Here is a 26,451-nt window from a genome sequence, read left to right on the forward strand (position 1 = left end):
CCAGCAGGCTCGCTTTTTTTTAGGCGAATGGGACTGCATGCGAGTAGACCCGCTGCCGCAGTCACTAGCGACGGCGCCCACACTGCGCCACGCTACAATGTGTGCTGATTGCGCTGCGCGTACCGCGCGGCCTGCCCTTGTTTCTTTCATGACACCAAAGCCTTCTCCGCGTTCAGCTTCTCCATCGGCGCGTCCGCGTGAATCCCGTTTGTCGGTGTTGCATCTCGCGCCCGAATCACTGGGTTTTGCGCTCGACGGCGCGGCCCAGGCCATCGGCGCAGTTCGTCTCGGCGCAGCGTTGCCGGCCGCGCTGCAAGCCGTCTTCGTGTCCGCGCCTGAAGGCAATGCGGCTGCCGCGCGCGGCGCGGTGCAAGACATTGCGTATCGCACGATGCGTCGTCTCGCAACCGCTGAGTGGCTGATTGCAAAGCTGGTGAAGAAGGCGCCGCCGCCGCATGTGGGTCATGTGCTCGCCTGCTCGTTTGCGCTGCTGATCGACGACGAAGCGACCGCCGCCTATTCGCCGTTCACCGTGGTCGATCAGGCGGTCAGCGCGATCGCTGCACGCCGCGAGTTCTCGTTCGCCAAAGGTCTCGTCAACGCCGTACTGCGCAACTTCCTGCGCGAGCGTGAGACTTTGCTGCAAGCGGCGCAGGCCGACGAAGTTGCGCGCTGGAACTACCCGGCATGGTGGATCGACGCCGTAAAAAAAGCGTGGCCCGATGCGTGGCAAGCAGTGCTCGCGGCTGGCAACAAGCAAGGCCCGCTCACGTTGCGGGTCAACGCCCGTCACTCGACTGTCGATGCGTACCTGCAAGTACTGCAGAGCCATCACATTGCCGCTAGCCGTGCCGGCGAGTACGCCGTCAAACTCGACACGCCGATGTCGGTGGACCGCATCCCCGGCTTCAGCGACGGCGTGGTCTCGGTTCAGGACGCCGGTGCGCAACTCGCCGCGCCTCTGCTGGGCGCGCGAGATGGCATGCGCGTGCTCGATGCGTGCGCAGCGCCTGGCGGCAAGACTGGCCATCTGCTCGAACTGGCGAAGCTTCAACTCGTAGCGCTCGAAAGCGATGCATCGCGTGCGCGACGTATCGGTGAAAATTTGCAGCGGCTCAGGCTCGAAGCGGAAGTGCGGATCGGCGACGCGGGCGCGCCGTCGAAATGGCACGACGACATCGACCAGCCGTTCGACCGCATTCTCGCCGACGTGCCGTGCTCGGCGTCGGGCATCGTGCGGCGTCATCCGGATATCCGCTGGCTGCGTCGCGCGTCCGACATTCCCGCGCTGGTGGCCGAACAGCGCCGCATCCTCGAAGCACTCTGGCCGCTCGTGAAACCAGGCGGCGAGTTGCTCTACGTTACCTGTTCGATCTTCCCTGAAGAAGGCGAGTTGCAGGCGCAGTGGTTTGGAAACAAGTATCAGGATGCGGTACGATTGGACGCGCCGGGGCAACTGTTGCCATCAGTCGCTCGCGCGCCCGCCGATACCTCGGCCGGTTCCGACGCCGGACCATCCGCTGAAGCCAGCACCGGTGCGAACTCAGACCACGACGGATTTTTCTACGCGCGCTTTCAGAAACGGTGACCATCAAACGCTTCTTCCCGCTTCGGCTCGCTGCCGTTCTCTGGATTGCGCTGGCCGTATGGCTAGCAGCACCGGGCGCGGCGCATGCCGACTCGATCGCGGTGCAGCGGGCGTCGTTGCAGGCTGACAGCACCGGCTGGAGTCTCGACGCGCGTTTCGACTTCGACCTGAACAGCAATCTCGAAGACGCGGTCAACAAAGGCATTCCGCTTTACTTCACGACCGACTTCGAACTGAGCCGGCCGCGCTGGTACTGGTTCGACGAGCAACCGGTGAGCGTGTCGCAAAGCATTCGCCTGTCGTTCCAGCCGTTGACGCGAGAGTATCGCGTGTCGAGTGTGTCGTCAGGCGGTTTGCAGCTTGGCTTCAGCACACTCAAAGACGCACTCGCGGTGATCAAGCATGTGACGTCATGGCATGTGATCGACCGCAATCAGGTGCAGCCCGGCGAGACCTACACCGCGTCGGTGCGCATGCAACTCGACATCGCGCTGATGCCCAAGCCGTTCCAGATCGACGCGGTGAACAATCGCGACTGGAACCTCGCTTCCGAATGGAAGCGCTTCACCTTCACGGCGACCGAACGTGCTAAATAAAGTGCGCTCATCCACTACCAGCGTCAGCAGCCTCGTTGTGCGGGTGCTGGTGTCGACGGTCGCGGTCACGGCGGTGTTGCTGCTCGTGCTGCTCGCTGCCGCCAGCGCCAATACCGAATTTTTCGACCGCTATTACCAGTGGCTCTATGCAGCCAACGTCGCGGTCGCGATGATCTTCCTGCTGGTCGTAGTGACGCTTGTCGTCATCATCATTGCGCGATTGCGCAAGGGCAAGTTCGGCACACGACTCCTGGCGAAGCTTGCGTTCTTCATGGCACTGGTCGGCGTGGTGCCGGGCGGCATCATCTATATCGTCTCGTATCAGTTCGTGTCGCGCAGTATCGAATCGTGGTTCGACGTGAACGTCGAAACCGCGCTGACGTCGGGCCTGAATCTCGGTCGCGGTATGCTCGACGCGTCGCTGTCCGATTTGCAAACCAAAGGCCGGCTGATGTCGGAACAGCTCGCGAGCGCGGACGCTGCGGGCACCACGCTCACGCTATTGCGCTTGCGCGATCAGTTTGGCGTGCAGGACGCGACCATCGTCGAGCCCACCCGCAGCATGTCGGGCGCGACGCCGGACATGCACGTGGTCGCGCAGGCCTCGGGCAATTACGCGACGCTCATCCCGAACGACCTGCCCACGCCGATGATGATCGATCAGGCGCGCGGTCGCGGCTATGCGGCGATTGAAGGAGAAGTGGACGGCGATCCCAACGCGCACGGCGGCAAGGGCGCGTTGCGTTTGCGGATCGTGCAGCGCATTCCCGACTCGAACGCCTCGCTATTGCAGCCCGCCGAACGCTTCCTGCAACTCACGCAGCCGGTGTCGCCGTCGCTCGCGCGCAATGCCGACGCGGTTCAGCGCGCGTATCGCGAGTATCAGGAGAAGGCGCTGGGCCGCACGGGTCTGCGCAAGATGTACATCGGCACGTTGACGCTCGCGCTGTTCCTGGCCACCTTCATCGCGATGATGCTGGCGCTCGCGCTCGGCAATCAGCTTGCCCGGCCGTTGTTCCTGCTTGCACAGGGCACCAAGGAAATTACCGAGGGCGACTACACGCCGAAACGCGAGATCAAATCGCGCGACGAACTGGGCTTTCTCACGCAGTCGTTCAACGCAATGACGCGGCAGTTGTCCGAAGCGCGTGCGGCGGTCGAGAACAATCGCATCGCGCTCGAGCACTCGAAGGCCTACCTCGAAAGTATTCTCGCGAATCTGACCGCGGGCGTGTTCGTGTTCGACCGGCAGTTCAGGCTCACCACCGCGAACCGCGGCGCCGAGCGGATTTTCCGTCAGCCGTTTCAGACGGTGCTGGGTTCGTCGCTCGATCAGATTGGCGTGTTGAGCGAATTCGGCGGCATGGTGCGTAAAGCGTTTGCCGATCGTGAAGCGGCGAGTGGCGACGGTCACGACGATCGTGGCCATTGGCAACAGCAGTTCTCGATCGGGGTGCCGGGAGAAACTGAACCGCTTACGTTGCTCGTGCGCGGCGCGCGCCTCGTGTCCGCCACCGACCGCGATGCGGAAGACATGCAGACCTCGGGCTATGTCGTGGTGTTCGACGATATCTCCGACGTGATCTCCGCGCAGCGTTCAATTGCATGGGGCGAAGTCGCGCGGCGGCTCGCGCACGAGATCAAGAATCCGCTCACGCCGATCCAGCTCTCCGCTGAACGCTTGCAGATGAAACTCGCCGACAAGCTCTCGCCCACCGACGCCGACTTCTTGAAGCGTGGCGCGACCACGATCGTGAACCAGGTCGCCGCGATGAAGCAGATGGTCGACAATTTCCGTGATTACGCGCGCACGCCTCCGGCTGTTCTCGCGCATCTGCAACTGAACGACCTGGTCAGCGAAGTGCTCACGTTGTACGGTATCGAAGAAGGCAAGGGCGCGATTCAGGTGGAGCTTGCAGCATTGCCGGCCATTCGTGGCGACGCGACGCAATTGCGTCAGGTGATTCACAACCTGCTGCAAAATGCGCAGGATGCAGTGGCCGAGGTCGGGCATCCGCGTGTATTGCTCGAGACCAGGACAGTAGAATACGGTGACCCCGACGCCGAAGGCAAAGTCCGCGTCGCGGTGCGTCTGACAGTGTCGGATAACGGACCAGGGTTCCCCGCGCGCATCCTCACGCGCGCGTTCGAACCTTACGTGACGACCAAGGCCAAAGGTACGGGCCTGGGACTTGCGATGGTCAAGAAAATCGTCGACGAGCATGGCGCGCGCATCGACGTTCGCAATCGCCTGAAGGCCGGCGACGTGATCGAAGGCGCGCAAATATCGATTCTCTTCCTTCAACTGGCAGACGATGCAGCGGCGCCTGGTTCATCGGGGCCGCGTCCGGCGCACGTCAGTGCGTCGCAGGGAAAGACAAAAGCAACAGTGCAGACAAGGGCAGCGTAAATGGCAACCATCCTGGTGGTAGATGATGAAATGGGCATCCGGGAATTGCTCTCGGAGATCCTGAGCGACGAAGGGCATGTCGTGGAGGCCGCTGAAAATGCGCAGGAAGCGCGCGACTTCCGTTTGCGTCAGGCACCGGACCTGGTGCTGCTCGACATCTGGATGCCCGACACCGACGGCGTGACCTTGCTCAAGGAGTGGGCCGCGCAGGGGCAATTGACCATGCCGGTGATCATGATGTCCGGGCACGCAACAATCGACACGGCGGTCGAAGCGACCAAGATCGGCGCACTCAATTTCCTCGAGAAGCCGATCGCGCTGCAGAAGCTGCTGAAGGCGGTCGAGCAGGGTCTCGCGCGCGGCAATGCGGCAACGGCTCCGGGTGGTGCGACAGCGAAGCCGGTGATGCCGGTGAGTTCGTCGGCGGTGGCATCGGCGGCTGCGTTGCCGATGTTGTCCACCGACGGCATGGGCAGTGGCGCGTTGGCTGCGCAAACCGCATCGATCTCGTTTGATATCCCGCTGCGCGATGCACGTGACGCGTTCGAGCGTGCGTACTTCGAATATCACCTCGCGCGTGAGAACGGCAGCATGACGCGCGTCGCGGAGAAGACCGGGCTTGAGCGGACTCACCTGTACCGCAAGCTCAAGCAACTCGGCGTCGATCTCGGCAAGAACAAGGGGGAGTAAAGCTCGCACGTCGCGTGCGACACCCTCGTCGAAAGATTTTTTTGGGAAGAGGGCTTGTCAGACCGCCGACCCCTTGTTATGATTTCGTTCTTCGTTGGCCCGGTAGCTCAGTTGGTAGAGCAGCGGATTGAAAATCCGCGTGTCGTTGGTTCGATTCCGACCCAGGCCACCAGGATTCAGCCCCAGGAAATCGCAAGATTCCTGGGGCTTTTCCTTTTCTGATCGGGTATTACGGGCAAGCCTTGCTTCGGCTTGTGAGCCCGGTGCGACAGGGGCATGCTCGGCGGTATTCGGCATCGCGTGATAAAATCGCGCCAGTTCAAGGACTTGCACGCGAGCGTGCCGCCTGATCGGCGATTGAGCGCGGCGCAGCATGCGCCGCCACCCGCCCCGAACCCTTCGCCCGACGATTAACGGTATAAGCGCCCAGCGACTCTGCATGCGGAAGGCGCGGCCTATACTGCTTTGGGCCGGCAGCAGTGCCGGCACGCGTCGCGCCGCGTTGCTTGCATGGCGCACCTCGCGCAGCGCGACGTGGCACTTCATCATTCACGGAGTTTCACGGTGATCCGCAACGACGCTAAACGTAGCGCTCTGGTGCTGTTTTCCGGCGGCCAGGATTCCGCCACGTGCCTCGCCTGGGCGCTCGAACGTTATGAGACGGTTGAAACGCTCGGCTTCGATTATGGCCAGCGGCATCGCGTCGAACTCGAATGTCGCGAAGGTTTTCGTCAGGCTGTGACACGCGCATTTCCGGCGTGGGCCGATCGCCTCGGTGAAGATCACATGATCGATCTGTCGGTGCTTGGTTCGATCAGCGATACGGCAATGACACGTGAGATCGAGATCCAGGCAACGGCCAATGGTTTGCCGAACACGTTCGTGCCGGGCCGCAATCTGATGTTCATGACCATCGCGGCCGCCATCGCTTTCCGGCGTGGTTTGCAGGTGCTGGTCGGCGGAATGTGCGAGACGGATTTTTCGGGCTATCCCGATTGCCGCGACGACACAATGAAGGCGTTGCAAGTCGCGCTGAATCTCGGCATGGACACACGCTTCCTGCTCGAAACGCCGCTCATGTGGCTCGACAAAGCCGATACATGGCGTCTCGCGCACGAGCTGGGCGGTGACGAACTGGTTGAATTGGTGCGCGTCGAGACGCATACGTGCTACGTCGGCGAACGCGCGGAATTGCATTCATGGGGCTTCGGCTGTGGCGAGTGTCCCGCGTGCCGTTTGCGCAAGCGCGGTTATGAAGCGTACCTGGCGGGTGAGAAGGTGACCGAGTCGCCGCTCTGACAGGTGGCGGGCTGAACCGCGCAGCACCGTGGCGGCACGACGGTGCAACGCGGCGCAACACGCTTCAACGACGTTTCGGCACAGGCAAAAATTTTCAGGAACACAAGGCAGAAAGCAGCATGACTTACGCGGTCAAGGAAATCTTCTACACGTTGCAGGGCGAGGGCGCGAATGCCGGGCGTCCGGCCGTATTCTGCCGCTTCGCCGGCTGCAATCTGTGGTCGGGTCGCGAAGAAGATCGTGCCGAGGCCGTATGCCGCTTCTGCGATACCGACTTTGTCGGCACCGACGGTGAGAACGGCGGCAAGTACCGCACCGCTGAAGATCTGGTCGCGATGATCGCGTCGCAATGGCCGGAAGGCGAGGGCGAGCGGTTCGTCGTTTGCACAGGCGGTGAGCCGATGCTTCAGATCGATCAGCCGCTGGTCGACGCGCTGCATGCCGCAGGCTTTGAAATCGCCATTGAAACGAACGGCTCGCTGCCAGTGCTCGACACGATCGACTGGATCTGCGTGAGCCCGAAGGCCGACGCGCCGCTCGTGGTCACCAAAGGCAATGAACTGAAGGTCGTGATTCCGCAGGACAACCAGCGTTTGTCCGAGTATGCGAAGCTCGACTTCGAGTATTTCCTCGTCCAGCCGATGGACGGCCCGTCGCGCGACATCAATACGAAGCTCGCGATCGACTGGTGCAAACGCCATCCGCAATGGCGCCTGTCGATGCAGACCCACAAGTATCTGAACATTCCCTGATTTGCCGTGCTGACGATTACCCGAAAACTCGAATTCGACGCGGGCCACCGCATCCCCGATCACCGCAGCCAGTGCCGTAATCTGCACGGCCATCGCTATGTGCTCGAAATCACGCTGCAAGGCGATCTGGTCGACACCGAAGGTGCGCCCGATCGCGGCATGGTGATGGACTTCGCCGACGTGAAGTCGCTCGCCAACGAGCATCTGGTCGACAAGTGGGATCACGCATTCCTTGTCTACGAAGGCGACGCGCAGGTGCGTGGCTTTCTGGAGACCATGGCCGGTCACAAAACGGTCGTGCTGGACCGCATTCCGACGGTGGAAAATCTTGCCGCTGTCGCATTCAATATTCTCGCGAGCGTGTACGACGCGCACTATGGCGTGAACATGCGTTTGCAGAAACTGCGTCTGTACGAGACGCCGAATTGCTGGGCCGACGTAGTCCGCGATTGAATTCTGGGTCGGCGCAACGACCCAACCCCCGCGTTATTGTCACGGTATGATCGCTTCGATAACCAACGGAGCGAGACATGCCGGTCACCGCATTGCATAGCAGCAGGCAGCCGGGCCATCAGCGCCCTCGTCGTTGCCTGGCCTGTCAGGTCAGCCAGTTTTCCCGCATCTCATCAGGCGCCGCGCCCGCTACTCATCAAGGAGCGCGCCGATGAGCACCTTCACCAATCCCCTCAAGCAACGTCTGACGGAAAAAGATCCGCTGTTCGGCCTGTGGCTGTCGCTCGGTAGCGACGCTGCGGCCGAAGCGCTCGCACATGCCGGTTTCGACTGGCTGCTGATCGACATGGAGCATGCGCCGAACGATAGCGTCGACGTTGCATCGCAATTGCGCGCGATCGCCGCCGCGCATCTGCCGAGCGAGCCCGTGGTGCGGGTGCCCGCCAGCGAAGGCTGGCTGGTCAAGCGCGTGCTGGATGCCGGCGCGCGCACGCTGATGTTCCCCAACATCGAATCCGCCGACGAAGCCGCCCAGGCAGTGCGTCTCACGCAATACCCAACCGCCGACGCCCGCGACGGTCAGCGCGGCGTCGCGGGCGTGGTGCGCGCATCGGGCTACGGCATGCGGCGCGACTACGTGCAGACGGCCAACGCGCAGATCGCGACGATCGTGCAGATCGAGTCGGCGCGCGGCTTGCAGGAGGTCGAGAAGATCGCGGCCACGCCGGGTGTCGATTGCCTGTTCGTCGGGCCAGCCGATCTCGCTGCGAGCCTCGGCCATCTCGGCGACTCGAAGCATGCCGACGTGCAGGCGGCGATGGCTCGCATTGTCAGCGCTGCGGATAAGGCCGGTATCGCCACCGGCATTTTTGCGATGGACGTCGCGAGTGCGAAGCAGCATCGCGACGCCGGTTTCCGTTTTATTGCTCTGGCCGCCGACGTCATGTGGATGTTGCGCGCAACCCGCCAGGCATTGCAGGAGGTGAGGTCATGAAGGGGAAGGTGCAGGGCGTCGCGGTGCGTCTGACGGTCGTGACAGCGTTGCTGGCCGGTGCAGCAGTGAATGTGTCGGTGTATGCGCAGGACCGGGTCGCGAAATCGAACGATCCGCAGACGCAAAGCGCGGTCGCCGACTACAACGCCGGCAATCTGGGCGCGGCGCTGACCGAGTTCCGCCAGGCCGCGGAGCGCGGCAGCCGGCTCGCCGAATTCAATTACGCGATGATGCTGCTCAACGGCGAAGGCACCGCCGCGAATGTCGAGGAAGGCAAGAAGTGGCTGCGCAAGGCCGCCGATGCCAACATGTCGCACGCTCAATATGTGTACGGCAAGATGTATGACGATGGTGAGTTCGTCGGTCGCGATCCGGCGGAGGCGCACCGTTGGTTTCTGAAAGCCGCGGAGCAGGGACATGTGCAGGCGGAATTGGCGCTGGCTAACCAGTTCCTCGACGGCCGCGGCACCGAACGCAACAACCAGCAGGCGTTCGTCTGGTACAAAAAGGCGGCGCAAGGCGGCGATATGACCGCGCAATACGTGACAGGCTCGTTCTACGAGCGTGGCGGCGATGGGGTGGACAAGAATCTGAACGTGGCGCGCGCGTATTACGCGGCTGCGGCGGCGCAGGGCGATCCGGCGGCGCGGTTGAAGTACCAACAACTCAGCGCGCAGTTGCGGGATCAGAAGGAAGTGAAGCCGCAGTAAATAAAAAGGGGCGCTCCTGATAAATGGAGCGCCCCTTTGAGCATTGAATGATCCGTCGATTTTTCGAGAGCCGCGGGGCTAACTCTGCATCAACCGCTTCTGGCGCGCGACGCTCATGATCAACCCGATGGCGACGCCTAGCGTAGTGAGCGCAGTGCCGCCGTAACTCATGAACGGCAACGGCACACCGACCACCGGCAAGATCCCGCTCACCATGCCGATGTTGACGAACGCGTAGGTGAAGAACGCCATGGTCAGCGATCCGGCCAATAATCGCCCGAACAACGTCGCGCCATTGGCTGCGATGTACAGGCCGCGCGCGATCAGCAGCATGTATAGCGTGAGCAGCACGACCCCGCCGGCCAGACCGAACTCCTCGGAGAACACCGCGAAAATAAAGTCAGTGTGCTTCTCCGGGATGAACTCCAGATGCGCCTGCGTGCCCTTCAACCAGCCCTTGCCAAGCGGACCACCCGAGCCGATTGCGATCACCGCCTGGATTGTGTGGAAGCCCTTGCCGAGCGGATCGGAAGTCGGATCGAGCAGCGTACAGATCCGGTGCTTCTGATAGTCGTGCATCAGCGGCCATTGCACTTCGGGCTGGCAGATCTTGTCCTGGAACGTCGCGATCGCGGCCACGGCGATCACGCACGCAACCAGCACCGGCACGATCAGCTTGAAACTCAAACCCGCGAAGTAAATCACGAAGAGGCCGGCCGCGAACACCAGCACGGCGGTGCCCAGATCGGGCTGCTTCGCGATCAACGCGACCGGCACGATGAGGATCACGAAGCCGACCAGGTAGTCGTACCAACGCATCACGCCTTCGCGGCGCTGGTAGTACCAGGCGAGCATCAGCGGTGTGGCGATCTTCAGGATTTCCGACGGCTGGATCACCACGCCGACATTGATCCAGCGCTTGGCGCCTTTTCGCGTCAGTCCAAATGCCGCGACCGCGATTAATAACGCGATCCCGAACGTATAAAGCGGGACCGCGAAGCGCATCAGCGTAGTGGGTGGAACATTGGCGAGCGCCCACATCAGCACGAACGTCAGCAGGATATTGCGCAACTGGTCTTCCACGCGGCCTGGCACGTCCAGACTCGCGCTGTACAGCGTGACAATGCCAACGCACAGCAGCAGAAACACCACCAGTGCGAGCGGACGGTCGAAGCCCGCGAACATCTTCTTGATGCGGTCGATCCAGGCGCGCTTGTCGAATTGCATGCCTTTCTCCTTACTCGTCGATGCCGCCGGAAACCGGCTGGCGTGGCGACGCGGTCTGAACGTCGTCATCCCGTGACGGCGCGGTCGCGGTCGGCGCGGGCTCGCTAGCCGGACGGGGTTTATGCGGTGCGCCGGATTGACGCGACGCGGATTTTTTTGCAGCGGCAGAGGTGGACGCAGCCACCGGTGCGGAAGCACTCTCGAGCGCACTGGATGCCGCCGACGGTGCCGAAGCCGCATTCGCCGACGAAGCCGCAGCAGCGGAGGCCGCAGCTGCCGCTGAAGCCGCGCCAGGGATCGGCAACGCGGTGAAACCTGCCGCAACCTTGACCGGCTGCGCTTCCTGCGGTGCCGGCGCATCGCCGACTTCAGGCGCGGACGCATCCTGAGTCGCCGATGCCGCTGCTGCAACAGCCGCCGCCTCGGCGCCTGGTTTGCGCTTGTCGACGAGGTAGTAGTCGAGCACCTTCCGCGCGATCGGGCCTGCCGATTCCGCGCCCCAGCCGCCGTTTTCGACGATCAGCGCGATGGCGATTTTCGGGTTATCCACAGGGGCGAAGGCAGTAAAGAGCGCATGGTCGCGCAAATGCTCGGCGATTGCGTGACCCTTGTAGTTCGCGCCTTGCAACGAGTAGACCTGCGCCGTCCCCGTCTTGCCGGCCGCCTGGTACTGCGCGCCGATAAACAGTTTGGACGCCGTGCCGTTCGTCACCACGCCTTCCATCGCGCGCTTGATGATGTCGATGTCCGACTGCCTGACGTCGATCTTGTCGCTGGGCGCACGCACGACTGCGCGGGTGTCTTTGGTGATCGGATTTTCGATATCGCGCACGAGGTGCGGCTTCATCACGACGCCGTTGTTGGCAAGCGTTGCCACAGCGTGCGCGAGCTGCAGAATCGTGAACGAGTTGTATCCCTGACCAATACCCAGGCTGATCGTTTCGCCTTCATACCAACGTTGCTGTTCAGGACGACGGTAGGCTTTGCGCTTCCAGTCCGTCGACGGCAGGATGCCCTTCGCCTCGCCGGCAATGTCGATGCCGGTAATCTGGCCGAAGCCCCATGGCTTCATGAAGTTGGCGATGTTGTTGACGCCGAGATCGTGCGCGAGCATGTAGAAATACGTGTCATTCGACACGACGATCGCGCGGTTCATATCGACCCAGCCTTGGCCCGAGCGTACGTCGTTGCGGAACGTGTGGCCGCCGAACGTATAGAAACCCGGATCCTGGAAGCCCCAACCCGGCGTGCGTTTATGCAGCGTCAGCGCGGCGAGCGCCATGAACGGCTTGTAGGTCGAACCCGGCGGATAGGTGCCGTGCAGCGGACGGTTTAGCAGCGGATGGTCGGGCGAGTTATTGAGGTCGTCCCAGGTCTGCTGATCGATGCCGTCGACGAACGAATTCGGATCGAAGCTCGGCGCCGACACGAACGCGAGCACGTCACCAGTCGAGGGTTCGATCGCGACCAGCGCGCCACGACGGCCCGCGAAGGCCTGCTCGGCAACCTGCTGCAAGCCGATATCGAGCGACAGCACGAGGTTGTTGCCCGGGGTTGCCTGCGTGCGCGACAACGTGCGTACCGGGCGGCCGCCAGCGGTCACTTCGACTTCCTCGAAACCGGTCTGGCCGTGCAGTTCCGTTTCGTAACTTTGCTCGACGCCGATCTTGCCGATGTAGTCGGTGCCCTTGTAGTTGTTTGCGTCCAGACGCGGATCGTAGTGGTCCGGGTCGCTGTCGTTCTGGTCGCTGGCGTCGTCGATACGATCCTGATCGCGCTGCGAAATCCGCCCGATGTAGCCGATCACGTGCGCCGCGGTCGGCCCAAGCGGATATTGGCGGAACAGTCGCGCGCGCACTTCGACGCCGGGGAAACGGAAGCGCTGCGCGGTGAAGCGCGCGACTTCGTCGTCGGTCAGGCGGGTGCGGATCGGCAGGCTTTCGAAGTTCTTCGAATCTTCCTGCAGCTTCTTGAAACGGCGGCGGTCGCGCGCGTCGATCGACACGACCGTGGCCAGATTGTCGATCACGTTTTCGAGCGAGTCATTCAGCTTCGACGGCGTGATTTCGAGCGTGTAGGCCGAATAGTTCTTGGCCAGCACCACCCCGTTACGGTCGGTGATGATGCCGCGGTTCGGCACGATCGGCGCGACGGAAATGCGGTTTTCGTCGGCCTGCAGCGAGTATTTGCTGTAGTGCCAGACCTGCAGGAACAGGAAACGGAAGCCGATCAGCCCGAAGCAGACGAACACGAACAGGCCCGCCGCCGCGACGCGCAGGCGGAATTTCGAGAGCTGTTGCTGGGTGTCCTTGAATTCGGTCATGCGATTCTGCAAAAGGCCGGACGACGGCCATCATGAGTGTGCGCCCAATCCGGCCGGAACCGGGAGGCATGAACTGCGAAGCGCGTCGGGCGGGCCGGCAAGGCGGGTTCCATTCGAGCGAACGAGTGGAACGGCCAGCGGGCCCGATGCGGGATCAAATTGGCCGTGTGTCGTCCGGATCGGCCGGGCGGCGTTGCGGCATCAACAACAGCACGCTGGTGATCGGCCACAGCGCGGCTTCGACGAATCCGTCGATCAGGTAACCCCAGCCTGGAAACGCCGCACCCGTCAGCAGACGGATCACGAACGGCACTAACTGTGCGACGACTAGAAGCGGCATGACCGCGAAGGTCTGCACGCCGAGCGACATCCACAATACGCGACGGTGGATCGTAATTGCGCCATACGACAACAACGTATACGCCAGCGCATGCTCGCCGAGCAGGCTGGCGTTGTGCACATCCATCAGCAAACCGAGGAAAAACGCGATCCCCATGCCGACTTTGCGCGGCTGATGCACGTTCCAGAACAGCAGCACGACGGCCACGAAATCCGGCACGCCGACGAGGCGTCCCCACGGCATCAGGTTCAGCAGGAACGCCGCGGCGAGGCTGAACGAAATGAAGTACGGATTGACCGGCTGCAGAATGTATTGCGGACGGTTCATGGGTTAGCCCCCGGCGTGGCTTGCGGCTTCGGGTTCTTCTGCGCAGCCGGTTTCTTTTCGGCGGCGGCGGCTTTTTTCTCCGCGGCGGCCGGCTTGGCCGGAGTCTTTTCGGTGGGCTTGGCCGGCGCGGGTTTTTCGCCTGGTGCTTTTTCACCGGGCTTCGCGGCGGATTTATCGGCCGCTGCGGTTTTGCTGTCCGCTGGTTTGCTGCCCTTCTTTTTTGCGTCTTTCGCGGTCGTGGCGGCGTCGGGTTCGTCGGCGGGACGGGGCGGCACGTTGTTGACGTAATGCAGCACCAGCAGCTCACGTGCGCCGCGCACTGGCGCGATGGGCAGACAGATCACACGCGCGAACGCGGTGTCGGCCTGCTTGTCGACGCGCACTACCCTGGCGACCGGCAGACCTGGCGGATACACGCCGTCGAGTCCGCTCGTGACGAGCTCATCGCCGGTTTGAACGTCTGCGCTGATCGGCACGAAGCGCAGATCGAGCGTATCGCCCTTCGGCGTACCGTAAATCACGCTGCGCAAACCGGTGCGCACGATTTGCACCGGCACGGCTTGATCTTTGTCCGTCAGCAGCGTCACTTCGGCTTGCAGCGGGAATACGCGTGTGACCTGACCGATTACGCCGTCTTCGTTGACGACCGGCGATCCGTTCTGGATGCCTTGCTGCGCACCCCGTCCGATCACCACCTTCTGCGTGAACGGATCGCGCGTGTCGTACTGGATTTCCGCGGGCAGCGATTCCGTGGTCGAGCGCTGCGACAATTGCAGCAGCGCGCGCAAATGGGCGTTTTCGGCGGCAAGCTCGGCGGCCGTATTGGCCTGCTGCGAAAGCTGTAGATCTTTGGTATGCAGCTTTTCGTTTTCGCTGCGCAGCGTGGCGCTGGTCACAGCCAGATCGGCGGCGCCCATAAAGATGTCGCGCGGCACGAGAGCTGCACGTTGCAACGGATAGAGACCCGCGCCGAGCACGCCGCGAACGATTTCGAGCGTTTGGAAACGTGCATCGGAGACTAGCAGCGCCACCGCCAGCACGACGAAAAAAATCAGTCGGGCGAGTGCGGATGGGCCTTGCTTGAACAGGGGCGGCGGACTGTATTCCATGGTCGGCGCCGGGGGCGTGAGCAGTGGGGTGAGACGGCGGCGCGCGAGGGACGCGCGTTCAGTGCACGGAGGCTGGTTGGCCCAGCCAATGGCAGGCCGGCCCACGTGGGGCCGTCTGCCAGATCCGCGCTACTGACATGGAGACGAGCTCGCTTACTCGTACGAGAAGATGCTACCCAGCTTGTCCATGCGTTCGAGCGCCATGCCCGAACCGCGTACGACGCAGGTCAGCGGGTCTTCGGCGACGAGCACCGGCAGGCCGGTTTCTTCGGCGAGCAGGCGGTCGAGATCGCGCAGCAGTGCGCCACCGCCGGTGAGCATCATGCCGCGTTCGGCGATGTCCGCGCCGAGTTCCGGCGGCGTTTGTTCCAGCGCGATCTTGACCGACGACACGATCTGATTCAGCGGATCGGTAAGGGCTTCAAGAATTTCGTTGCTGGAGATCGTGAAGCTGCGCGGAATACCTTCCGACAGATTGCGGCCCTTCACTTCCATTTCCTTGACTTCGGAACCCGGGAAGGCGGAGCCGATTTCCTTCTTGATGGCTTCGGCGGTTTGCTCGCCGATCAGCATGCCGTAGTTGCGGCGGATGTAGTTGACGATAGCTTCGTCGAACTTGTCGCCACCGACGCGCACCGAGCCCTTGTACACGATACCGCCGAGCGAGATCACGCCGACTTCGGTCGTGCCGCCGCCAATGTCCACAACCATCGAGCCAGTTGCTTCCGACACCGGCAAACCAGCGCCAATTGCAGCCGCCATCGGTTCTTCAATCAGATAGACCTGCGAAGCGCCTGCACCGTGGGCCGCTTCTTTGATGGCACGGCGTTCGACCTGGGTCGAACCGCACGGCACGCAGATGATGATGCGCGGCGACGGCGAGAACATACGCGATTCGTGAGCCGTCTTGATGAACTGCTTGATCATCTGTTCGGTGACGGTGAAGTCGGCGATCACGCCGTCTTTCATCGGGCGGATTGCCTCGATGTTGCCCGGCACCTTGCCAAGCATCTGCTTGGCTTCCTTACCGACTGCCTGGATAGTTTTCTTGCCGTTGGGACCGCCTTCCTGGCGGATCGAAACCACTGACGGCTCGTCGAGTACGATGCCTTTGCCACGCATGTAGATGAGCGTGTTGGCGGTGCCGAGGTCAATCGCCAGATCGTTGGAGAAGTAGCTGCGAAGAAAACCGAACATTCAAAATCCTGTCTCGCTGGGGGCCGGGCCTCGCAACGTATGCGTAGGGTGGCAGCGGAAAATTAACAGTTTCAACCGGGCGGACACTGCGCCACTGGCACTTGAAACTGCAGGGGAGTCTACCGGAGGCCGTTGCAAAGCCAAGTCGGAAAATTCCGAACTATCTTTGGGAATTGTTCAGAAAGGACTTGGTAAGTCGGTCCGGGTTTGGGTCGAACGCGTAATGATACCTTATAATTTTGGATGATTTAAAGGAAACGGATGGCACTTTTTGCCCCCGCTGACCCCTTTTTCCAAGTTGTTCCATTACGTCGTAACTTCCTGTCGCAGCGCGGTTTTTTTCGTGTTGCGGCGGTCCACCACAATTTCCGGTGACTGCATGGCTCTGACCCTGACCGATGTCAAACGCATCGCGCATCTCGCACGGCTCGAACTGGCCGACGCCGACGCTGAACACACGCGTGCCCAGCTCAACGATTTTTTCGGGCTCGTCGAGCAGATGCAGGCGGTCGATACCACTGGCATCGCCCCGCTTGCCCATCCGATCGAGCAGATCGAAGACGTCGCGCTGCGTCTGCGTAACGACGCCGTGACCGAAACGGTCGAACGCGAAGCCTTCCAGCGCCCGGCGCCGGCCGTACAAGACGGCCTGTACCTCGTGCCGAAGGTGATCGAGTAAGACCCGCGCATCGAGATCGGCGCGGCTCGCGAGTGAACCAGTGCCATGCTTTCGACGCAACGTCGTCTGAAAACGTGATGCCCTCCGTAAAGGACGCTCGCATGTCCGTCGTCTCCGGCTTCCTCGGCTCGGCTTGCCGGCGGGCAGCCGAACGCCTCCACGGCAGCGTCAACACGCTGTCGCGCTTTCCAGGATAAAACGCAATGCATGAAAAAAGTCTGACTGAACTGCGCGCCGCATTGGCGGCCAAGGAACTGTCCGCAGTCGAACTGGCGCAGCATTACCTCAAGCGGATCGACGCGGCGAATAGCCTGAACGCGTTCATCCAGGTCGATCCCGAACTGACGCTCGCGCAGGCCAAAGCCGCCGACGCGCTGCTGCACACGGGCCACGCGGGCCCGCTGGTCGGCCTGCCGATCGCGCACAAAGACGTGTTCGTGACCAAAGGCTGGCGCTCCACGGCCGGCTCGAAGATGTTGTCGAACTACGAAAGTCCGTTCGACGCCACCGTGGTCGCGCGTCTGCAGAACGCAGGCATGGTGTGCGTAGGCAAGACCAATATGGACGAGTTCGCGATGGGCTCGTCCAACGAGAATTCGTACTTCGGTCCCGTGCAGAATCCGTGGGACATCAAAGCGGTGCCGGGCGGTTCGTCGGGCGGCTCGGCGGCGGCTGTGGCCGCGCGTCTCGCGCCCGCTGCGACCGGCACGGACACTGGCGGCTCGATCCGGCAACCGGCGTCGTTCTCGGGCATCACCGGGATCAAGCCGACGTATGGCCGCGTGTCGCGTTACGGGATGATCGCGTTCGCGTCGTCGCTGGATCAGGGCGGCCCGATGGCACAAAGCGCCGCCGACTGCGCGACGCTGCTCAACGCAATGGCCGGCTTCGACGAACGCGATTCCACCAGCCTCGTGCGCGACGACGAAGACTACACGCGCTACATCGGTCAATCGTGGAAAGAAGGCGACGCTGGCAAGCCGCTCGCCGGTTTGCGCATTGGCCTGCCGAAAGAGTATTTCGGCGCCGGTCTCGCCGACGACGTCCGTGCGTCGATCGACACAGCCTTGAAGCAATACGAAGCGCTAGGCGCCACGCTGGTCGACGTCTCGCTGCCAAAAACCGAACTGTCGATTCCGGTCTATTACGTGATCGCCCCGGCCGAAGCCTCGTCGAACCTGTCGCGTTTCGATGGCGTGCGCTTCGGCCATCGCGCCGCTGAATATCGCGATCTGCTCGACATGTACAAGAAGTCGCGCGCCGAAGGGTTCGGCCCGGAAGTGAAGCGCCGCATCATGGTCGGCGCGTACGTGCTGTCGCACGGCTATTACGACGCGTACTACCTGCAGGCGCAGAAAATCCGCCGCATCATCGCGCAGGATTTCCAGGAAGCGTTCAAGCAGTGCGACGTGATCATGGGACCGGTCGCGCCGTCGGTGGCGTGGGACCTCGGCGCGAAGGGCGACGATCCGGTGCAGATGTATCTGGCCGACATCTACACGCTGTCGGTGAGCCTCGCTGGTTTGCCGGGCATGAGCGTACCGTGCGGTTTCGGCGCGGGCGCGAATGCGCAGCGTCCGGTGGGTCTGCAGATTATCGGCAACTATTTCAATGAAGCCCGGATGCTGCAGGTGGCCGACGCGTTCCAGCGCGCGACCGACTGGCACCGCCAAGCACCGGCAGGAGTGTGAGCACCATGGCAACACAATGGGAAGTCGTGATCGGTCTCGAGACCCACGCGCAACTGTCGACTCAATCGAAAATTTTCTCCGGTGCCGCCACGCAATTCGGCGCCGCGCCGAACACGCAGGCCTGTCCGGTCGATCTGGCGTTGCCGGGCACCTTGCCGGTGATGAACCGCGGCGCCGTTGAACGCGCGATCGAGTTCGGTCTCGCCATCGGCGCAACGGTCGCACCGCGCAGCATCTTCGCGCGCAAGAATTATTTCTACCCCGATCTGCCGAAGGGCTACCAGATCAGCCAGTACGAAATTCCGGTTGTGCAGGGCGGCCAGGTGACCATTCAGGTCCCGGCCAACGAAAAGGCGGGCAAGGAAGCGTACGAAAAGGTCGTCAACCTGACGCGCGCCCACCTCGAAGAAGACGCGGGCAAGTCGCTGCACGAAGACTTCGCGGGCATGACGGGCATCGACCTGAATCGCGCGGGCACGCCACTGCTCGAAATCGTCACCGAGCCGGAAATGCGCAGCGCGGCCGAAGCGGTCGCGTACGCGAAGACGCTGCATACGCTCGTCACGTGGCTCGGCATCTGCGACGGCAACATGCAGGAAGGCTCGTTCCGTTGCGACGCGAACGTGTCGGTGCGTCCGGTCGGTCAGGCTGAGTTCGGCACGCGTGCCGAGATCAAGAACCTGAACTCGTTCCGCTTCCTCGAAGAAGCGATCCAGTACGAAGTGCGTCGTCAGATCGAACTGATCGAAGACGGCGGCACGGTGGTGCAGGAAACGCGTCTGTACGATCCGGACAAGCGCGAAACGCGCTCGATGCGCAGCAAGGAAGACGCGCACGATTACCGCTATTTCCCCGATCCCGATCTGATGCCGCTCGTGATCGACGCGGCGTGGATCGAGCGCGTGAAGAGCGGGATGACCGAATTGCCGGTGGCGATTCAACAGCGTTTCGTGACGCAATACGGCCTGACGCCGTACGACGCGAACGTGCTGACGTCGAGCAAGGCAATGGCCGCGTACTACGAAGCGGTAGTCGTCAAGGTGGGTCCGGCGAACGCGAAGGTCGCGGCTAACTGGCTGATGGGCGAAGTGTCGTCTCAACTGAATCGCGAAGGACTGGACATCGCCGATAGCCCGGTGTCGTCCGCGCAACTCGCGTTGCTGTTGCAGCGCATTGCCGACGGCACGATCTCGAACAAGATTGCCAAGGAAATTTTCGTCGCGATCTGGGAAGAGAAGGCCGCCGACGAAGCCGCCGCTGACCGCATCATCGAAGCGAAGGGTCTCAAGCAGATTTCGGATACCGGCGCGCTCGAAGCGATCATCGACGAAGTGCTCGCCGCGAACCAGAAGTCGGTCGAGGAATTCCGCGCAGGCAAGGAAAAGGCGTTCAACGCGCTGATCGGCCAGGCGATGAAGGCGACCAAGGGCAAGGCCAATCCGGCGCAGGTGAATGAACTGCTGAAGAAGAAGCTGTCCTGAGCGTGACGGGAAGAAGTACGGTTCAGGCGCTTTGACCGTCAAGTCAAAGCGGCTGAACAACTGCAATACAGTAATACAGTAAGCAAGGCGGGCTGTTGCCGGAAACGAAAGTGGGGCAACGGCCCGTTTCATTTTGCGGGCCTATGTTTGCGCTCGCGCAAAAAACGCAGATCACGGAGTGTGTGGATGGCGAAGCAACCCGAACTCGACGATTTCCGCGTGCCGTATTTCGACGACGGCAAGAAAAACACCAAATTCTCGCTCGACGCTTTCGACCCCTCGGCGAAGCCATTTTCGACCGGCTCGAAAGATTCGGACCGCTCGCGTTTGTCTGAGATCGGTGCGCAACTCGATAATCTGCAAGAACGTCTGCATGCGCAGCGCAAGCGTCGCGTGTTGCTGGTGTTGCAGGGCATGGACACGAGCGGCAAGGACGGCACGATCCGCGCGGTGTTTCACGAAGTCGATCCGCTCGGTTTGCGCATCGTGCCGTTCAAGGCGCCGACGCCCGTCGAACTCGCGCATGACTTTCTGTGGCGCGTGCACTCGCAGGCGCCCGCCGCGGGCGAGCTGACCATCTTCAACCGTAGCCACTACGAAGATCTGCTGGTGCCGACCGTGGTCGGCGAACTCGACGCGAAAGCGTTCGAACAACGCTGTTGCCATATCCGCCAGTTCGAAGAAATGCTGGCATATAGCGGCACGACCATCATCAAGTGCATGCTGCACATTTCGAAAGACGAGCAGCGCTCGCGTTTGCAGTCGCGTATCGACGATCCGACCAAGCACTGGAAATTCGACGTGTCCGATCTCGACGCGCGCAAGCAGTGGGACAAATATCAGGCGGCGTATCGCGACGCGCTGGCCGCGACGTCGACGGATTACGCGCCGTGGTACGTGATTCCCGCCGACTCGAAAACGCATCGCAACGTGATGATCGCCGAGTTGCTGCTGCGCGAGCTCGAAGGAATGAAGCTCGAATATCCGCCTGCGAAAGAATCGCTGAAGGGCATCAAGGTCGAGTGACCGCGGCGCCCTTCGCTATAGAAACGAATCGAACATAAAGGAACGACATGTTGCGTGTGATTACCGCCAACCTGAACGGCATCCGCTCAGCGGCAAAGAAAGGCTTTTTTGACTGGTTCGGCGAACAGAAAGCGGACGTGCTGTGCGTGCAGGAAATCAAATGCTCGCAAGACGATATGACGCCGGAATTCATGGCGCCGCACGATTTCACCGGCTATTTCCAGCACGCGGTGAAGAAGGGCTATAGCGGCGCGGGCGTGTACACGCGTCACGAACCCGATGAAGTGATCATCGGTTTCGGCAGCGAGGAGTTCGATCCGGAAGGGCGTTATGTCGAACTGCGTTTCGGCAAGCTGTCGGTGATTTCGGTGTATGTGCCGTCGGGGTCGAGCGGCGAAGAGCGTCAGCAGGCCAAGTTCCGTTTCATGGACGAGTTCATGCCGCATCTGACCGAACTCGCGAAGGAACGCGAAGTGATCGTGTGCGGCGACGTGAACATCGTCCACAAGGAAATCGACATCAAGAACTGGAAGAGCAACCAGAAGAATTCGGGTTGCCTGCCGGAAGAGCGCGCGTGGCTCGACACGCTGTTCGACGACGTCGGTTATGTCGACGTATTCCGCACGCTCGACCAGCGGCCGGAGCAGTACACGTGGTGGAGCAATCGCGGTCAGGCGTACGCGAAGAACGTGGGGTGGCGGATCGATTATCAGATCGCGACGCCGGGAATCGCGAGCAAGGCGAAGCGCACCGACGTGTTCCGCGATATCAAGTTTAGCGACCACGCGCCGCTGACCGTCGACTACGACCACAAGGTCAAGAAGTAAGTAACTCGCGGCCCGCGTCGCCGGATTTCAGTCGCGGGCCGTCTTGCGGCGTGGGCGGCCCATGCCGGCGTAGTCCGGCAACGCGTCCACCGATTTTCCGATCGCCTTCGCGTACAGCGGCAGCATATCCGGCAAGCGCTTGATGATGTCCGCGCGCCGCGCCGGTGTGTACGGATGCACGTAGATGAAGCCCCGGTCGCGATCGCCGCGCGTGGCGTCGGCGAGCTTGTCCCACAGCGTGACGGCGGCGCGCGGATCGAAGCCGGCGCGCGAAGCGATGTCGCTGCCGATCACGTCGGCTTCCGTCTCGTCCGTATTCTCGTATTTCATTTCCAGCAATCGCGAGCCGATGCCTAACGGCGCGGCGCCGAGATCGGCGAGTCCGAACAGTTGCGGGATCGTGCCCGACGAATCGAGCTGGCTCGCCTGAAGCTGGCCGAGTCGCTCGCGCGCATGCTCGCGCAGCGCATGCGCGATTTCGTGGCCGATCAGCATGCCGAGTTCGTTATCGTTCAGATGCACGCGATCGAGCAGCCCGCTATAGACCACGATCTTGCCGCCCGGCAGACAGTACATGCGGATATCGGTGGAGCGCACAACCGCCACATCCCACTTCCAGGTTTTAGCGCGCTCGTTCCATTTCAGCGAGTAAGGGATCATCTTGTCGACGATCGAGCGGATCCGGACGACGTGTGCGTCGGTGTCGCCGTACAGGCTTTTCGCGTGCTCGGCGCCGTAGGTGATCTGGCTGAATTCCTCGGCGGCCTGAGCCTCGAGTACCGGCGATGGAATCAGGTTGCGAAACACCATGTAACCGCCGTAACGCAGCTGCGTGTTCGGGGTGGTGTACGGCGGCGGAGACGCGGGCGCGTTCGCTGCGGCGGCCGACGCCGACGCTGAGGTTGCCGCTGGCGTTCTGGCCGTGACTGGCGCTAGCGGAGCTTGCGAGGCGGACGTCGGTGTGGCGGCAGGCGTGCTGCCAGGCGTCGTCGTGCTGGCAGGGCTGGCGCTGCTGTTCACAGCCGACGTCGCGTTTTCAGCGCTTGCTGCAATCGCCGCCGACTTGGCGCTCGGCGCGGCTGCCGCGCCGGTCGTCGTCGCAGCAGCCGATGACGGCGCGCTCGCATTGGCGGGCGGCATGGCCGTCGCGTAAGCGTTCAACGGCATGGAGGTCGTCGCCACGCTTGCGCCGCCAAGCGCCCAACCCGCATATAGCGCCGCCCGGCTGACCTTGAGCCGCAGCCGGGTCGTTCGAGTCGCGCGCGAGTGCGCTGCCCGCATTGCGTTCAGCGCCTTCACGACTGGGTTCTCCACGGCGCGATACGCAACAGCAGCAGCATGCCTGGCACCGCCAGCGCGGTACACACGATGAAGTACTCGAACCAGCCGATCTGCGCGACCACGTAGCCGCTCGCCGCCGATGCCAAAGTGCGCGGCACCGAAGCAAGACTGGTGAAGAGCGCGAACTGGGTGGCCGTATAGCGCGGATCGGTGGTGCTGGCGATATAGGCGGTGAACGCCGCCATCGTCAGACCCGTCGCGAAGGTTTCTAAACCGTACACCAGCGCCAGCGCAACCGAGCGCGGTTCGAGTTGCACGGCCCAATCGACGCCGAACAACGCGAGCAGTCTGCTTGTCCCCTGACTGATCCACACCGCGATGTCGTAAATCACTGCGAGACCGGGCGACGCGGGGCCAAGATGCGCGAGCCACGCGAAGCCGAGGGTCGACACCATTTGCAGCACGCCGAAAATCCACAGCCCCTTGCCGATGCCGATTTTCATCAGCCAGATTCCGCCGACAATCCCGCCCGCGAGACTCGCGCCAAAAGCAGTGGTCTTGGCAATCACGCCGATCTGCGTGCGAGAGAAACCGATGTCGAGGAAAAACGACGTGGACAGCGTCGTCGCCATCGTATCGCCGAGCTTGTACAGGAAGATGAACCCGAGCACGAACAACGCGCCGCGCCAGCCATCACGCTGAATGAATTCGCGAAACGGCAGAACGATCGCGTCGCGCAGATTTTTGGGCGGCTTGCCGTGCACTTCAGGTTCGCTGACCACGAGCGTCATGATCATGCCCGGCAGCATGAACGCAGCCGTCACGATGAAGACGGTGGTCCACGGCAAATGGTCGGACAGAATCAGCGCGAGTGAACCAGGCACCAGCGCCGCGATCTTGTACGCGTTCACGTGCACCGCGTTGCCCAAGCCCTGCTGCGTATCGCTGAGCAACTCACGCCGATAGGCGTCGATCACGATGTCCTGGCTAGCACCAAAAAACGCAACCAGCGCGGTCAAAGCCGCGACCGTCCAGATCGAATCGCGCGGCGAAACGAAGCCTAATGCCGCAATCGCGCCCGCCACGAGAATCTGCGTGACCAGCATCCAGCCGCGCCGTCTGCCCGGACGCCAGCCAGGGAAGCGCGGCACGTACCGGTCCATCAGCGGGGCCCAGACGAATTTCCACGTGTACGGGAATTGAATCAGCGCAAAGAGGCCGATTTCCTTCAGATTGACGCCTTCGGAGCGTAGCCACGCCTGCACCAGATAGACGAGCGTGAACAGCGGCAATCCCGACGTAAAGCCGAGAAAGACGCAGATCAGCATGCGCGTATTCAAAAACGCGCGCCAGCCGGGATGTTCTTCGTGAGCGGTAAGTGCAGGCGCCTCTTGCGGCGGGTTCGACATGTGGTTTGCTTGCGTTAGCTTTTCTTGACGCGATAGACCGCAAGACTACCACGCCAGTTCACGCCCCATCGCACCACCTGACCATCGTGCAGCACGACCCGGTCGAGAATTTCGATGCCGACTTCGGGCGCAAGCGCTTCGAAATCTTCAATCGTCAGAACCCGTACGTTCGGCGTGTTGTGCCACTGGAAAGGCAGCGATTTCGACACCGGCATGCGGCCTCGCAACACCGAAAGCCGATGCGCCCAATAACCGAAATTCGGAAACGACACGATGCATTCCTTGCCCACCCGCACCGTCTCGCGCAGGATCGCGGCGGTCTGATGAATGGTTTGCAGCGTCTGCGACAGAACCGCGAAATCGAAGCTGCCGTCTTCGAATAGACGCAGCCCGTCTTCCAGATTCTGCTGGATCACGTTGACGCCGTTTTGCGTCGACGCCAGCACGCCCGCGTCGTTGATTTCGATGCCGTAGCCCTGCACGTCCAGTTCTTCGGTCAGCAGCGACAGCAGCGAGCCGTCGCCGCAGCCGAGATCCAGCACGGTGGCGCGCGGTTCGACCCAGCGGGCGATCGCGCGAAAGTCCGGGCGTAGCGCCAGGTAATCGAGTGCTCGCTGGTTCATGCGTTCACCTCGTTCGAAATACGTTCGTAGTAGGCGCGCATCAGGTTGTGATAGCGCGCGTCGTCGAGCAGGAAGGCGTCGTGGCCGTGCGGCGCGTCGATTTCCGCGTAGGTGACCGTGCGTTTGTGGTCGAGCAGCGCCTTCACCAGTTCGCGCGAACGGGCCGGCGCGAAACGCCAGTCGGTGGTGAAGCTGGCGATCAGGTATTTCGCCGTGGTGTGCGCGACCGCCTTGGTCAGGTCACCTTCGAAGTCTTTGGCCGGATCGAAATAATCGAGCGCGCGGGTGATCAGCAGATACGTGTTCGCATCGAAGTAGTCGGCGAACTTGTCGCCCTGGTAGCGCAGGTACGACTCCACTTCGAACTCGACGTCGAAGTTGAAGTTGTACTTGTCCAGCGCGCCTTCTGCACGACGCAACGAACGGCCGAATTTCTCTGCCATGTCGTCGTCGGACAGATAGGTGATGTGGCCGATCATTCGTGCGACGCGCAAGCCGCGCTTCGGCTTCACGTTATGCGCGTAGTAGTTGCCGCCGTGGAAGTCCGGGTCCGACAGGATCGCCGAGCGCGCGACCTCGTTGAACGCGATGTTCTGCGCCGACAGCTTTGGCGTGGACGCGACCACGATGCAATGCGCAACGCGCTCCGGATACATCATGCTCCACGCGAGCGCCTGCATGCCGCCGAGGCTGCCGCCCATCACCGCCGCGAAGCGCGTGATGCCGAACTCATCGGCGACGCGGGCCTGCGCGTTGACCCAGTCTTCGACCGTGACGACCGGAAAGGTCGCGCCATACGGGACGCCGGTTGCGGGATTGATACTCATCGGCCCGGTCGAACCGAAGCACGAGCCGAGGTTGTTCACGCCGATCACGAAGAACTTGTCGGTGTCGAGCGGCTTGCCGGGGCCGACCATGTTGTCCCACCAGCCGACGTCCTTCGGATTGTCTGTGTACACGCCCGCCACGTGATGCGACGCGTTGAGCGCGTGGCACACCAGCACGGCATTACTGCGTGCAGCGTTGAGCGTGCCGTAGGTTTCGACCATCAGGTCGTAACCGGCCAGCGAGCTGCCGTTCTGCAACTGCAGCGGCTCGGAAAAATGCATTTTTTGGGGAGCGACGATACCGATCGATTCCATTCATTCCGCCATTTAACAAAAACAGGGCGGCTAGATGGCGTCGGCGAGGCACGGAGAAAAGACTGTGTGCGCGGCTGACGACCTCTTTAGCCGCATTTATAGTGAATCGCGGGAGGTTTCCCACGATTCGCGCGCCCGCAATCGAGTCAGCAAATCGGCGCGTAATCAGGTATTCAGGGTGTTGCACAGAGCGGCGCCATGTATTTCGGGCACCGCAGTCAGGCGCAAAGTATAGCGGAAAATCTCACGCGACAGCGTCGTGGGCGCCATGGCTGGC

The 26,451-nt window shown here is 62.1% G+C and carries 23 protein-coding genes and 1 tRNA gene; 15 read left to right on the plus strand and 9 right to left on the minus strand.

Annotated features, from left to right (window positions below):
* The first annotated feature begins 148 nt into the window (after nucleotides 1-148).
* The 10 genes from rsmB to LMG28727_RS18130 all read left to right on the plus strand — a co-directional run bounded on the left by rsmB (nucleotide 149) and on the right by LMG28727_RS18130 (nucleotide 9,492).
* Nucleotides 149-1,588 carry a 16S rRNA (cytosine(967)-C(5))-methyltransferase RsmB gene (gene rsmB / locus LMG28727_RS18085; protein ID WP_201643659.1) on the plus strand — a complete coding sequence of 480 codons (1,440 nt, stop codon included), beginning with the start codon at nucleotides 149-151 and terminating at the stop codon, nucleotides 1,586-1,588.
* Nucleotides 1,585-2,184 carry a DUF4390 domain-containing protein gene (locus LMG28727_RS18090; protein WP_201643660.1) on the plus strand — a complete coding sequence of 200 codons (600 nt, stop codon included), beginning with the start codon at nucleotides 1,585-1,587 and terminating at the stop codon, nucleotides 2,182-2,184. Before rsmB ends, LMG28727_RS18090 begins: the two co-directional genes overlap by 4 nt.
* On the plus strand, nucleotides 2,174-4,594 hold the full coding sequence (locus LMG28727_RS18095) for a sensor histidine kinase (protein WP_201643661.1): 2,421 nt from the start codon (nucleotides 2,174-2,176) through the stop codon (nucleotides 4,592-4,594). The genes LMG28727_RS18090 and LMG28727_RS18095 overlap by 11 nt, the downstream gene beginning before the upstream one ends.
* Nucleotides 4,595-5,284, plus strand: coding sequence for a response regulator transcription factor EsaR (gene esaR / locus LMG28727_RS18100; protein ID WP_201643662.1), 690 nt, complete (start codon nucleotides 4,595-4,597; stop codon nucleotides 5,282-5,284).
* A gap of 96 nt (nucleotides 5,285-5,380) precedes the next feature.
* Nucleotides 5,381-5,456, plus strand: a tRNA-Phe gene (locus tag LMG28727_RS18105).
* 392 nt (nucleotides 5,457-5,848) lie between these two features.
* Nucleotides 5,849-6,583, plus strand: a complete 735-nt coding sequence (queC, locus tag LMG28727_RS18110) for a 7-cyano-7-deazaguanine synthase QueC (RefSeq protein ID WP_201643663.1) — start codon at nucleotides 5,849-5,851, stop codon at nucleotides 6,581-6,583.
* Nucleotides 6,584-6,702: 119 nt separating this feature from the next.
* A complete protein-coding gene (gene queE, locus LMG28727_RS18115; protein ID WP_201643664.1) occupies nucleotides 6,703-7,335 on the plus strand; it encodes a 7-carboxy-7-deazaguanine synthase in 633 nt (210 codons plus the stop codon).
* Between the two features lie 6 nt (nucleotides 7,336-7,341).
* Complete coding sequence (queD, locus tag LMG28727_RS18120) at nucleotides 7,342-7,788, plus strand: 6-carboxytetrahydropterin synthase QueD (protein WP_201643665.1); 447 nt, start codon at nucleotides 7,342-7,344, stop codon at nucleotides 7,786-7,788.
* 211 nt (nucleotides 7,789-7,999) lie between these two features.
* Complete coding sequence (locus tag LMG28727_RS18125) at nucleotides 8,000-8,782, plus strand: HpcH/HpaI aldolase family protein (protein ID WP_201643666.1); 783 nt, start codon at nucleotides 8,000-8,002, stop codon at nucleotides 8,780-8,782.
* Nucleotides 8,779-9,492, plus strand: coding sequence for a tetratricopeptide repeat protein (locus LMG28727_RS18130; protein ID WP_201643667.1), 714 nt, complete (start codon nucleotides 8,779-8,781; stop codon nucleotides 9,490-9,492). Before LMG28727_RS18125 ends, LMG28727_RS18130 begins: the two co-directional genes overlap by 4 nt.
* 78 nt (nucleotides 9,493-9,570) lie before the next feature.
* Here the strand turns inward: LMG28727_RS18130 and rodA are convergent, their stop codons facing one another.
* From rodA to LMG28727_RS18155, 5 genes are all read right to left on the minus strand, one after another.
* Complete coding sequence (gene rodA, locus LMG28727_RS18135; protein WP_201643668.1) at nucleotides 9,571-10,719, minus strand: rod shape-determining protein RodA; 1,149 nt, start codon at nucleotides 10,717-10,719, stop codon at nucleotides 9,571-9,573.
* Nucleotides 10,720-10,729: 10 nt separating this feature from the next.
* Nucleotides 10,730-13,042, minus strand: coding sequence for a penicillin-binding protein 2 (mrdA, locus tag LMG28727_RS18140; RefSeq protein ID WP_201643669.1), 2,313 nt, complete (start codon nucleotides 13,040-13,042; stop codon nucleotides 10,730-10,732).
* Nucleotides 13,043-13,196: 154 nt separating this feature from the next.
* Entirely contained in the window at nucleotides 13,197-13,709 is a 513-nt protein-coding gene (mreD, locus tag LMG28727_RS18145; RefSeq protein WP_201643670.1) for a rod shape-determining protein MreD, read from the minus strand.
* A complete protein-coding gene (gene mreC, locus LMG28727_RS18150; RefSeq protein ID WP_201643671.1) occupies nucleotides 13,706-14,818 on the minus strand; it encodes a rod shape-determining protein MreC in 1,113 nt (370 codons plus the stop codon). Before mreC ends, mreD begins: the two co-directional genes overlap by 4 nt.
* Nucleotides 14,819-14,971: 153 nt before the next feature.
* Entirely contained in the window at nucleotides 14,972-16,015 is a 1,044-nt protein-coding gene (locus LMG28727_RS18155; RefSeq protein ID WP_004189550.1) for a rod shape-determining protein, read from the minus strand.
* Between the two features lie 379 nt (nucleotides 16,016-16,394).
* On the opposite strand from LMG28727_RS18155, the gene gatC reads away from it, so the two are divergent.
* The 5 genes from gatC (at nucleotide 16,395) to LMG28727_RS18180 (ending at nucleotide 21,719) form a co-directional block, all read left to right on the plus strand.
* Nucleotides 16,395-16,694 (plus strand): Asp-tRNA(Asn)/Glu-tRNA(Gln) amidotransferase subunit GatC, encoded by a 300-nt coding sequence (gene gatC, locus LMG28727_RS18160; RefSeq protein WP_074762686.1) that lies wholly within the window; start codon nucleotides 16,395-16,397, stop codon nucleotides 16,692-16,694.
* A gap of 203 nt (nucleotides 16,695-16,897) precedes the next feature.
* The gene (gatA, locus tag LMG28727_RS18165; protein WP_201643672.1) at nucleotides 16,898-18,385 is read left to right on the plus strand and encodes an Asp-tRNA(Asn)/Glu-tRNA(Gln) amidotransferase subunit GatA; all 1,488 of its coding nucleotides are present in this window, start codon (nucleotides 16,898-16,900) and stop codon (nucleotides 18,383-18,385) included.
* Between the two features lie 5 nt (nucleotides 18,386-18,390).
* Nucleotides 18,391-19,866 carry an Asp-tRNA(Asn)/Glu-tRNA(Gln) amidotransferase subunit GatB gene (gene gatB, locus LMG28727_RS18170; protein WP_201643673.1) on the plus strand — a complete coding sequence of 492 codons (1,476 nt, stop codon included), beginning with the start codon at nucleotides 18,391-18,393 and terminating at the stop codon, nucleotides 19,864-19,866.
* A 186-nt stretch (nucleotides 19,867-20,052) separates the two neighbouring features.
* Nucleotides 20,053-20,892, plus strand: a complete 840-nt coding sequence (locus tag LMG28727_RS18175) for a PPK2 family polyphosphate kinase (RefSeq protein WP_201643674.1) — start codon at nucleotides 20,053-20,055, stop codon at nucleotides 20,890-20,892.
* A 47-nt stretch (nucleotides 20,893-20,939) separates the two neighbouring features.
* Nucleotides 20,940-21,719 carry an exodeoxyribonuclease III gene (locus tag LMG28727_RS18180; protein ID WP_201643675.1) on the plus strand — a complete coding sequence of 260 codons (780 nt, stop codon included), beginning with the start codon at nucleotides 20,940-20,942 and terminating at the stop codon, nucleotides 21,717-21,719.
* Between the two features lie 27 nt (nucleotides 21,720-21,746).
* Here LMG28727_RS18180 and LMG28727_RS18185 read toward each other — a convergent pair whose 3' ends face one another.
* From LMG28727_RS18185 to metX, 4 genes are read right to left on the minus strand one after another with little or no spacing between them, the layout of a single operon-like run.
* On the minus strand, nucleotides 21,747-23,000 hold the full coding sequence (locus tag LMG28727_RS18185) for a M48 family metallopeptidase (RefSeq protein WP_201643747.1): 1,254 nt from the start codon (nucleotides 22,998-23,000) through the stop codon (nucleotides 21,747-21,749).
* 14 nt (nucleotides 23,001-23,014) lie between these two features.
* Nucleotides 23,015-24,409, minus strand: coding sequence for an AmpG family muropeptide MFS transporter (locus LMG28727_RS18190; RefSeq protein ID WP_201643676.1), 1,395 nt, complete (start codon nucleotides 24,407-24,409; stop codon nucleotides 23,015-23,017).
* Between the two features lie 14 nt (nucleotides 24,410-24,423).
* Complete coding sequence (gene metW / locus LMG28727_RS18195; RefSeq protein ID WP_201643677.1) at nucleotides 24,424-25,032, minus strand: methionine biosynthesis protein MetW; 609 nt, start codon at nucleotides 25,030-25,032, stop codon at nucleotides 24,424-24,426.
* Nucleotides 25,029-26,174 (minus strand): homoserine O-succinyltransferase MetX, encoded by a 1,146-nt coding sequence (metX, locus tag LMG28727_RS18200; RefSeq protein WP_201643678.1) that lies wholly within the window; start codon nucleotides 26,172-26,174, stop codon nucleotides 25,029-25,031. The genes metW and metX overlap by 4 nt, the downstream gene beginning before the upstream one ends.
* Nucleotides 26,175-26,451 lie beyond the last annotated feature (277 nt).

Origin of the sequence: Paraburkholderia metrosideri, from assembly GCF_904848625.1 — a bacterium.
GTDB classification, from domain to species: domain Bacteria; phylum Pseudomonadota; class Gammaproteobacteria; order Burkholderiales; family Burkholderiaceae; genus Paraburkholderia; species Paraburkholderia metrosideri.